Origin of the sequence: Actinokineospora bangkokensis, from assembly GCF_001940455.1 — a bacterium.
GTDB lineage: Bacteria > Actinomycetota > Actinomycetes > Mycobacteriales > Pseudonocardiaceae > Actinokineospora > Actinokineospora bangkokensis.
The window spans coordinates 214,332-224,875 of record NZ_MKQR01000009.1 but is presented as its reverse complement, the minus strand read 5'-3'; the positions used below and the strand labels follow the sequence as shown (position 1 = coordinate 224,875).

Below are 10,544 nucleotides of genomic sequence, written 5' to 3'. Positions count from 1 at the left end.
CAGCAGCCTCAGGTGCGGGGTCAGTCGATGCCCAGCTCGTCGTCGAGCAGGTCGTAGAGCTCGTCGTCGGACGCGGAGCTGAGGTCGTCGACGTCGTCGTCGGCGCCCCCCTCGCCGGACCCGCCGCCCTCCCAGTGGGCGAGCAGGGTCTGCAGGCGGAGCCGGACCTTGGCGTGGGTCAGGGTGTCGGCCTCGGTGGCGGCCAGCCGCTCGGCGAGCCGGTCGAGCTCGTCGAGCACCGACGCCGGGGCGCCGAGGCCGGGCAGGGCGGCGAGCACGTGCCGGGCCAGGGCGATCGGGCTCGGGTGGTCGAAGATGAGCGTGGCGGGCAGCCGCAGGCCGGTGGACCCGGCGAGCCGGTTGCGCAGCTCCAGCGCGGTGAGCGAGTCGAAGCCCAGCTCGGAGAACGACGTCCCGGTCGGGATGGCGGCGGCGGAGCCGTGCCCCAGCACCGCGGCGACCTCGCCGCGGACCAGGTCGGTGACCGCGGCCTCGCGGTCGGCGTCGTCGAGCGGGTCGAGCCTGCGCACCAGCGCGGACCCGGCGTCGGCGGCCGCGGCGCCCGCCGCGGTCCGGCGCGCCGGGCGCACCAGCCCCCGCAGCGGCGGCGGGGTGGCCCCGGCCTCGCGCAGCGCCCGCACGTCGAGCGCCACCGGCACCGCGACGGCCCGGTCGGTGCCCGCCGCGGCGTCCATCAGCCGCAGCCCCTCCTGGGTGGACATCGGCAGCACACCGCCGCGGGCCAGCCGCTCCTTGTCGGCGTCGGCCATCTCCCCGGTCATCGCGCTCTCGGCCGCCCACAGGCCCCAGGCCAGCGACAGCGCGGGCAGACCGGCCGCGCGCCGCTGCTGGGCGAAGGCGTCGAGGAAGGCGTTGGCCGCGGCGTAGTTCGCCTGCCCCGGCGTGCCCAACGTGCCCGCCAGCGAGGAGAACAGCACGAACGCGCTCAGGTCGTGCCCGGCGGTGGCCTCGGCGAGGGTGAACGCGGCGTCGACCTTGGGCCGCAGCACCGCGTCGACCGACTCGGGGGTCAGCGCGGTGAGCACGCCGTCGTCGAGCACACCGGCGGTGTGCACGACTGCGCTCAGCTCCACACCGGACAGCGCGTCGGCGACCGAACCGGGGTCGGCCACGTCGCAGGCGACCCAGATGGCCTCGGCGCCCAGCCCGGCCAGCTCCTCGACCAGCTCGGCGGCACCGGGGGCGGCACCGCCGCGGCGGGCGGCCAGCAGCAGCGACCGCACGCCGTGCTCGGCGGCAAGGTGGCGGGCGACGAAGCCGCCCAGGGTGCCCGACGCGCCGGTGACCAGGACGGTGCCGGTGCCGTAGTCGGCGGTGCCGGTGCGGTCGGTGGGCAGGGCGACCAGCCGCGGGGCGTGCAGCTTCCCGTCGCGCACCGCCAACTGGGTCTCCCCCGTGCCCGCCGCGGCGAGCACGGCGCCGAGCAGGCCCTCGTCCGGGGTGCCGCCGGGGACGTCGAGCAGCACCAGGCGGCCCGGGTTCTCCGACTGCGCGGTGCGCAGCAGGCCCCACACCGCGGCGTGCGCCAGGTCGGCCGGGGAGTCCCCGCCGACGCCGACGGCGCCGTTGGTGACCAGCACCAGCGTCGACTCGGCGGTGCGCTCGTCGGCCAGCCACTCCTGCACCAGCGCCAGGGCGCTGACCACGGTCTCGCGCACCAGTTCCGCGCCGGTCTCGCCCAGCTCCGCCGGGCACTGCGCGACGACGGTGGGCGGGATGCTCGGCCAGGTCGCGAGGTCGCCGTCGTAGCGGCCCCACCCCCCGGGCGCCCCCGCGGCAGCGGGCAGCTCCACCCAGTCGAGGCCGTGCAGCGCGTCGGCACCGCCCGGGGCGGCCAGCGCGCCCTCGGGCAGCGGCCGCAGGGTCAGCGAGCGGACGGTGGCCACGTGGCCGCCCTCGGCGTCGGCCAGGTCGAGGCGCACCGCGCCGTCGGCCGCGGCGCTGACCCCGACCCGCAGCGCGGTGGCCCCGGCGGCGCCCAGGCTCACCCCGCTCCACAGGAACGGCAGCAGCGGGCCGTCGGCGGCGGGCAGCAGACCGCTGAGCGCGATGGCGTGCAGCGCCGAGTCGAGCAGCGCCGGGTGCACGCCGAACCGCGCGGCGTCGGCCACCGCCTCGCCCTCGGCGTCCAGCGCGACCTCGGCCACCACGCCGTCCTTGGTCTTCCACGCCGCCCGCAGCCCCTGGAACACCGGCCCGTACTCCAGGCCCAGCGCGGCCAGGTCGTCGTAGGCGGCGCTGACGTCGACGGCCTCGGCGCCCGCGGGCGGCCACGCGCCGTCGACCGCGGTGCGGCCCTGGTCGGGGATCTGCCCGGCGGTCAGCACCCCGGTGGCGTGCCGGACCCAGGCGCCCGACCCGGAGCGCGAGTGCACCTCGACGGTGCGGGCGGTCTCGCCGTCGGCGCTGCCCGCCCCGCCCACGACGACCTGCACGGTCACCGGGGCGGTGTCGGCCAGCACCAGCGGCGCCTCGATGGTCAGCTCGTCCAGGACGTCGCAGCCCGCCTCGTCGCCCGCCCGCAGCGCCAGCTCCACGAACGCGGTGCCGGGCAGCAGGACAGTCCCGTTGACGGCGTGGTCGAGCAGCCACGGGTGGCTCTGCCGGGAGACCCGGCCGGTGAGCAGCACACCGTCGCCCCCGGCCAGCGGCGCGGCGGCGGCCAGCAGCGGGTGGTCGGCGGCGGTGAGGCCCATCGACTCCACGTCGCCTGCGCCGGAGGCGGGCACCAGCCAGAAGTGCTCGCGCTGGAAGGCGTAGGTGGGCAGCGCGACCCTGGCCGGGGCGTGCCCGGCGAACAGCGGCGCGAAGTCCACGGCCACGCCGTCGGCCCAGGCCTGCGCCAGCGAGCGCAGGAACCGGTCCGGGCCGCCGTCGGCGCGGCGCAGGGTCGGCACCACGGCCACGGCACCGGCGGTGCCGTCCTCGGCGGCGGCCTCGGCGATGGCCTGCAGGCCGATGGTGAGCACCGGGTGCGGGCTCATCTCGGCGAGCACGTCGTGCCCGTCGGCCAGCGCGGCGCGCACGGCCCGGTCGAACTCCACCGGGTTGCGCAGGTTGCGGTACCAGTAGTCGCCGTCGAAGGCGGGGGCGCCGTCGACGAGGCCGTCCTCGGGCAGGCGGGCGCCGGTCAGCGTCGAGTAGAACGGCACGGTCGGCGCGGTCGGGGTGAGCCCCGCGAGCAGCCGCGCCAGCTCCTCCTCGATGGCCTCCACGTGCGGGGAGTGCGAGGCGTAGTCCACCGCGACCCGGCGGGCCCGCACGCCCTGCTCGGCGCAGGCCACCTCCAGCTCGTCGAGCGCGTCGGCGTCGCCGGAGACCACGACCGCGGCCGGGCCGTTCACCGCGGCGACGCCCACGCGGCCCGACCACGGCGCGATCAGCTCCAGCACCCGCTCGTGGCCCAGCGGCACCGAGACCATGCCGCCCTGGCCGGACAGGGCGATGATCGCCCGGCTGCGCAGCGCGACGACCTTCGCGCCGTCGGCCAGGCTCAGGCCCCCGGCGACGACGGCGGCGGCGATCTCGCCCTGGGAGTGGCCGACGACGGCCGCCGGGCTCACCCCGAACGCGGTCCACAGCTGCGCCAGCGACACCATCATCGCCCACAGCACCGGCTGCACGACGTCCACGCGCTCCAGCGAGGCCGCGCCCGGCTCGTCGCGCAGCACCGCGACCAGCGACCAGTCGGTGTGCGGGGCCAGCGCGGCGGCGCACTCGTCGACCCGGGCCCGGAACACCGGGGAGGCGTCGTAGAGCGCGGCGCCCATGCCGACCCACTGCGAGCCCTGGCCGGGGAAGACGAACAGCGCCTTGCCGCTGGTGCGGGCGGCGGTGGTGACCACGGCGGCGGAGGGCTCCCCGGCGGCGAGCGCGGCCAGCGCGGCGGCGGCCTCCTGCGGGCCTGCGACGACGGCGGCCCGGTCGGGCAGCGCGGCGCGGGTGGTGAGCAGGGCGTGCGCGAGGTCGCGCGGCCCGGCGACCGCCGGGTCGAGCACCCCCGCCTGGGCGCGGACGGCCTCGGCGCCGCGCGCGGAGAACACCCACGGCACCACGTCGGTCTCCAGCGCGGTGGGCGCCTCGACCGGCGCGGGCGCAGGCGGGGCGAGCGGGGCCTCCAGGATGGTGTGCGCGTTGGTGCCGCTGACCCCGAAGGAGGACACCGCGGCCCGGCGCGGGCGCCCGGTGTCGGGCCACTCGGTGTTCTCGGTCAGCAGCCGCACCGCGCCCGCCGCCCAGTCCACGTGCGACGACGGCGCGTCCACGTGCAGGGTCTTGGGCAGCACGCCGGAGCGCAGCGCGCCGACCATCTTGATGACCCCGGCGACACCGGCCGCGGCCTGGGTGTGGCCGATGTTCGACTTGACCGACCCCAGCCACAGCGGGGCGTCCTCGGCGCGGTCGCGGCCGTAGGTGGCCAGCAGCGCCTGCGCCTCGATCGGGTCGCCCAGGCGCGTGCCGGTGCCGTGCGCCTCGACGGCGTCGACGTCGGCGAAGCCGAGCCCGGCGGACTCCAGCGCCTGCCGGATCACCCGCTGCTGCGACGGGCCGTTGGGGGCGGTGAGCCCGTTGGAGGCGCCGTCCTGGTTGACCGCGGAGCCGCGCACGACGGCCAGCACCTCGTGGCCGTTGCGCAGGGCGTCGGACAGCCGCTCGACGAGCAGCACGCCAGCGCCCTCGCCCCAGCCGGTGCCGTCGGCGGCCTCGGCGAAGGCCTTGCAGCGCCCGTCGGTGGACAGCCCGCGCTGCCGGGAGAACTCCACGAAGGTCGCGGGCTGGGCCATCACCGTCGCGCCGCCGACCAGGGCCAGCGAGCACTCGCCGCCGCGCAGGGCCTGCCAGGCCAGGTGCAGGGCCACCAGCGACGACGAGCACGCGGTGTCGACGGTGACCGCCGGGCCCTCCAGCCCGAACACGTAGGACACCCGGCCGGAGGCCACCGAGCCGGAGCTGCCGGTGCTGCGCAGCCCCTCGATGCCCTCGGGCAGCGGGCCGTCGCCCTGGCCGTAGTCGTGGTACATCACGCCGACGAACACGCCGGTGCGGCTGCCGCGCACGGAGGTGGGGTCGATGCCCGCCCGCTCGAAGGCCTCCCAGGAGGTCTCCAGCAGCAACCGCTGCTGCGGGTCGGTGGCCAGCGCCTCGCGCGGGGAGATGCCGAAGAACCCGGCGTCGAACTCGCCCGCGTCGTGCAGGAACCCGCCGTGCCGGGTGTAGGTGGTGCCGGTGCGCGCCGGGTCGGGGTCGTAGAGCGCGTCGACGTCCCAGCCGCGGTTGTCGGGGAAGGCGGTGATGGCGTCGGTGCCGCCCGCGACCAGCTCCCACAGCTGCTCCGGCGAGCTGACCCCGCCGGGGAAGCGGCACGCCATGCCGATGATGGCCAGCGGCTCGTCGGCCGCCTCGCCCCGGGCCGGGGCCGCCACCGGGGCGGGCAGCCCGCCCGCGAGCTCGGTGAGGACGTGGTCGGTGAGCGCGACCGGGGTGGGGAAGTCGAACACCAGGGTGGCGGGCAGCCGCAGGCCGGTCTGCGCGCCGAGCCGGTTGCGCAGCTCCACCGCGGTCAGCGAGTCGAAGCCGATCTCGGCGAACGAGCGCACCGGGTCCACCGCGGCGGCCGACCCGTGGCCCAGCACCTCCGCGACCGCGGTGCGCACCGCGTCGAGCACGGCGGCGCGCCGGTCGCCCTCGGCCAGGGAGGCGAGGGTGGCGGCGAAGCCGGTGCCCGCCTGCCCGGCGGTGGCGCGGCGGGCGCGGGAGCGGACCAGGCCGCGCAGCACGGCGGGCAGCGACTCGCGGGGCTGCTCGCGCAGCGCGGCCTGCGACAGCGCGACCGGCACCAGCAGGGCGCGGTCGGTGGCCAGCGCGGCGTCGAGCAGGGCGAGCCCCTGCTCGGTGGTCAGCGGCAGCACCCCGCCGCGGGCCATCCTGGCGCGGTCGCCGTCGGCCAGCGCACCGGTGAGGTCGCTGCCCTCGGCCCACAGGCCCCACGCGAGCGAGTGCGCGGGCAGGCCGTCGGCGCGGCGGCGGGCGGCCAGCGCGTCGAGGTGGCTGTTCGCGGCGGCGTAGTTGCCCTGGCCGGGGTTGCCGAACACGCCCGCGGCCGAGGAGAACAGCACGAACGCGGTCAGCGCCTGCCCGTGTTCGCGGGTGGCGGCGTCGAGGTTGGCCGCCGCGTCGACCTTGGGGCGGAACACGGTGTCGACCCGGTCGGCGTCCAGCGCGGTGACCACACCGTCGTCGGTGGCGCCCGCGACGTGCAGGACGGCCGCGGGGCGCACGTCGGCGACCAGGGTGGACACGGCGGTGGCGTCGGCGAGGTCGCAGGCGGCCCAGCGCACGGCGGCGCCGAGGGCGGTCAGCTCGGCGGCCAGCTCATCCGCGCCGGGCGCGGTGGCGCCGCGACGGCTGACCAGCACGAGGTCGCGGGTGCCGTGCGCGGTGACGAGGTGGCGGGCCACGGCGCCGCCGAGGGTGCCGGTGGCACCGGTGAGCAGCACCGGCCCGGTCAGCTCGGGCGCGGTGCCCTCCGGGCGGACCTTCACCAGGCGCGGCACCAGGACCTCGCCGTCCACCACGGCGAACCGGGGCTCGTCGGCGGGCACGGCGAGGGCGCCCAGGGGGGCGCCGATGGGCAGGTCGGCCAGGACGAACCGGCCGGGGTTCTCGGCCTGGGCGGAGGCGATCAGGCCGCGCGCCGCGGCGGCGGCGGGGTCGGGGCGGTCGGTGGTGGCCTCGGTGGCGCCGCGGGTGACGACCACCAGCGGCGTCTCGTCGTCGCCCTCCAGCCGCGCGACCACCGTCTCCAGCGCCCACGCGGTGCGGCTGCGCGCGCCGCCGCCGGGCAGCTCGACGACGTCCGCGGCGGGGGTGGTCGCGGTGGTGGCGGGCACCCAGTCCAGGCCGTGCAGGCCCTCGGGGCCGGTGGCCGGGGACGTCGCCGGGCGCAGGGTGAGCGCGTCGACGACCAGCACGGGGGTGCCCGCCGGGTCGACGGCCGAGAGCCGCACCGCGCCGTGCGCGGCCGGGCTCAGGGTGACCCGCAGGGTCTGCGCGCCGGTGGCCGCGACCCGCACGCCCGCCCAGGAGAACGGCAGCTGCGGGGTGCCGTCGTCGGCGACCGGCCCGCCGAGCACCAGGCCGTGCAGCGCCGCGTCGAGCAGCGCCGGGTGCACGACGAACCGGTCGGCCCCGGGGGCGCCGGACTCGGGCAGGCGGACCTCGGTGTGCAGGGTGTCGCCCGCGCGCCACGCGGCGGTGAGGCCCTGGAACGCGGCGCCGTAGCCCAGGCCGCGGGCGGCGAAGGTGTCGTAGACGGCGGTCAGCTCGTCCTGCGGGACGGCGGTGGCGCCAGCGGGCGGCCACACCGCGACCGGCTCCCCAATGGACCCGGTGGATTCGGTGTTGTCGGTGTTGTTGGTGGAGTCGGTGAGCAGACCGGTGGCGTGCCGGGTCCACTCGCCGTCGTCGGTGCGGGAGTGGATGCCGACGACGCGCCTGCCGCCCTCGTCCGCACCGACGATGACCTGCACGTCCACCGCACCGGTGGCGGTGAGGACGAGCGGGGCCTCCAGGGTCAGCTCGTCGAGGGTGGCGCAGCCGAGCTCGTCGCCCGCGCGGATGGCCAGCTCGACGAACGCGGCGCCGGGCAGGATCACGGTGCCGTCGAAGGCGTGGTCGGCCAGCCACGGGTGGGTGCGCAGCGACAGCCGCCCGGTGAGCACCTGGCCGTCGCTGTCGGCCAGCGAGACCGCGGCGCCGAGCAGCGGGTGGCCCGCGGCGCCCAGGCCCAGCGCGGTCGCGTCGACGGTGGGGGCGACGTCGAGCCAGTAGCGCTCGCCCTGGAAGGCGTAGGTGGGCAGCGGGACGCGGCGCGCGCCGGTGCCCGCGTGGAAGGTCTCCCACCTGACCGGAGCGCCGGCGCAGTGGGCGGCGGCCAGTGCCCCGACGACGGCGTGCGGCTCGGGGCGGTCGGCGCGCAGGGCCGGGACGGCCGTCATGTCCTCGACGGTCTGCGGCACCAGGGCGGCGAGGGTGCCGCCGGGGCCGATCTCGACCGCGGTGCGGACGCCGAGCTTGCGCAGGGTGGCGGCGTTCTCGCTGAACCGCACGGTGCCGCGCACGTGGTCGACCCAGTAGTCCGGGGAGGTGACGTCGCCGGTGGCCACGACGGGGATCACGGGGGCGGCGAAGGTCAGCCCGCGCACGACCGCCCGGAACTCCTCCAGCACCGGCTCCATCAACGGCGAGTGGAACGCGTGCGAGACCGTCAACCGCGAAGTCTTGCGACCCAACTCCTTGAAGTGAGCACCAATCCGCTCCGCCTCAACCTCATCACCCGCGACCACAACAGACTGCGGACCGTTGATCGCCGCAATGCTCACGGTCTCCGACAGCAGCGGCGTAACCTCGTCCTCGGTCGCCTGCACCGCCACCATCGCCCCACCGGACGGCAATGCCTGCATCAGCCGAGCCCGCTCGGACACGAGCTTGGCCGCGTCCGCCAGGGACAGCACCCCGGCCACGTGCGCGGCGGCGATCTCACCGATGGAGTGCCCGGCCACGAAATCGGGCACCAGACCCATCGACTCGACGAGCCGGTAGAGGGCGACCTCCACGGCGAACAGCGCGGGCTGCGTCCACCCCGTCTGCTTCAACTGCTCGGACTCGACGTCGAACACGACGTCCTTCAGCCCGGCGGGCAGGTGCTCGCACGCGGCGTCGAACGCGGCAGCGAACACCGGATAAGCCTGGTACAGCTCGCGACCCATGCCCGCGCGCTGCGAACCCTGCCCGGAGAACAGGAACGCGACGCGCCCAGGCTCGGCGGTGCCGGAGATCGGCGCCCGGCCCTCGGCGAGCGCGGCCAGCCCGGCGCGCAGCTCCGCCTCGTCGGCACCGACGACGGCGGCGCGGTGGGTGAGGGCGGTGCGGGTCGCGGTGAGCGAGTGCGCCACGTCCAGCGCCGCCGCGTCGACCTCGGCCAGGCGGGCGGCCTGGTCCGCGACGGCCTGCGGGGTGCGGCCGGAGAGCACCCACGCCAGCACCGGCGGCGCCGCCTGGGCGACCGGCTCGGCGTCGGGCTCGGCGGCCGGGGCGGCCTCGATGATGGTGTGGGCGTTGGTGCCGGAGATGCCGAAGGACGACACCGCCGCCCGGCGGGGGCGGCCGGTCTCCGGCCACGGCGTCGCCTCGGCCACCACCCGCACGCCCCCGGCGGACCAGTCCACGTGCGACGTCGGGGCGTCGACGTGCAGGGTCTTGGGGACGACACCGTGCCGCATCGCCTCGACCATCTTGATGATCCCGGCCACACCGGCGGCGGCCTGGGTGTGGCCGATGTTCGACTTCACCGAGCCCAGCAGCAGCGGGGTGGTCCGGTCCTGCCCGTAGGTGGCCAGCAGCGCGTCGGCCTCGATGGGGTCGCCCAGCCGGGTGCCGGTGCCGTGCGCCTCCACCACGTCGACGTCCGCCGTGGACAGCTCCGCCGAGGCGAGCGCCTGCCGGATCACCCGCTGCTGCGACGGGCCGTTCGGGGCGGTGAGCCCGTTGGACGCGCCGTCCTGGTTCACCGCGGAGCCGCGCACCACCGCGAGCACGGTGTGCCCGAGGCGCCGCGCGTCCGACAGCCGCTCGACCAGCAGCAGGCCGACGCCCTCGCCCCAGCCGGTGCCGTCGGCGGCCTCGGCGAAGGCCTTGCAGCGCCCGTCCGGGGCCAGGCCGCGCTGGCGGGAGAACCCGACGAAGGTGGCCGGGCCGACCATCGCGGTGACCCCGCCCGCCAGGGCCAGGTCGCACTCGCCGGTGCGCAGCGACTGCACCGCCAGGTGCAGGGCCACCAGCGAGGAGGAGCACGCGGTGTCGACGGTGACCGCGGGCCCCTCCAGGCCGTAGGTGTAGGCGATGCGCCCGGAGGCCACCGACCCGGAGCTGCCGGTGCCCAGGTAGCCCTCCACGTCCTCGGCGGCCTGCTGCATGGCGCCCAGGAACTCGTGGTTCATCACCCCGGTGAACACCCCGGTGCGGCTGCCCTTGAGCGTGGCGGGCACGACCCCCGCCCGCTCGAAGGCCTCCCAGGACGCCTCCAGCAGCAACCGCTGCTGCGGGTCCATGGCCAGCGCCTCGCGCGGGGAGATGCCGAACAGCTCGGCGTCGAAGCGGGCCAGGTCGTCGAGGAACCCGCCCTCCCTGGCGTAGCTGGTGCCCCGGTTCTCCGGGTCCGGGTCGTAGAGCGCCTCGGTGTCCCAGCCGCGGTCGGCGGGGAAGGCCGAGATGGCGTCGCGGCCCTGCTCCACCAGCTCCCACAGCCGCTCGGGGCTGTCGACGCCGCCGGGGAAGCGGCAGGCCATGCCGACGATGGCGATCGGCTCCTTCGAGGCGGCCTCGAAGTCGGAGAGCCTGCGCTGGGCGTCCTGCAGGTCCGCGGTGACCCGCTTGAGGAAGTACCGGAGCTTGTCCTCGGTGCTGCCCGCCGCGCCCTGCGGTCCGGGGTTCTTCGCGTTCGTCACTGCGCTCACCTCTCCAGA

1 protein-coding gene is annotated in these 10,544 nt (G+C 77.1%); it reads right to left on the bottom strand.

All coding sequences use genetic code 11. From position 1 onward, the window contains the following. Positions 1-20 precede the first annotated feature (20 nt). Positions 21-10,526 (bottom strand): type I polyketide synthase, encoded by a 10,506-nt coding sequence (locus BJP25_RS09390; protein ID WP_075974453.1) that lies wholly within the window; start codon positions 10,524-10,526, stop codon positions 21-23. Positions 10,527-10,544 lie beyond the last annotated feature (18 nt).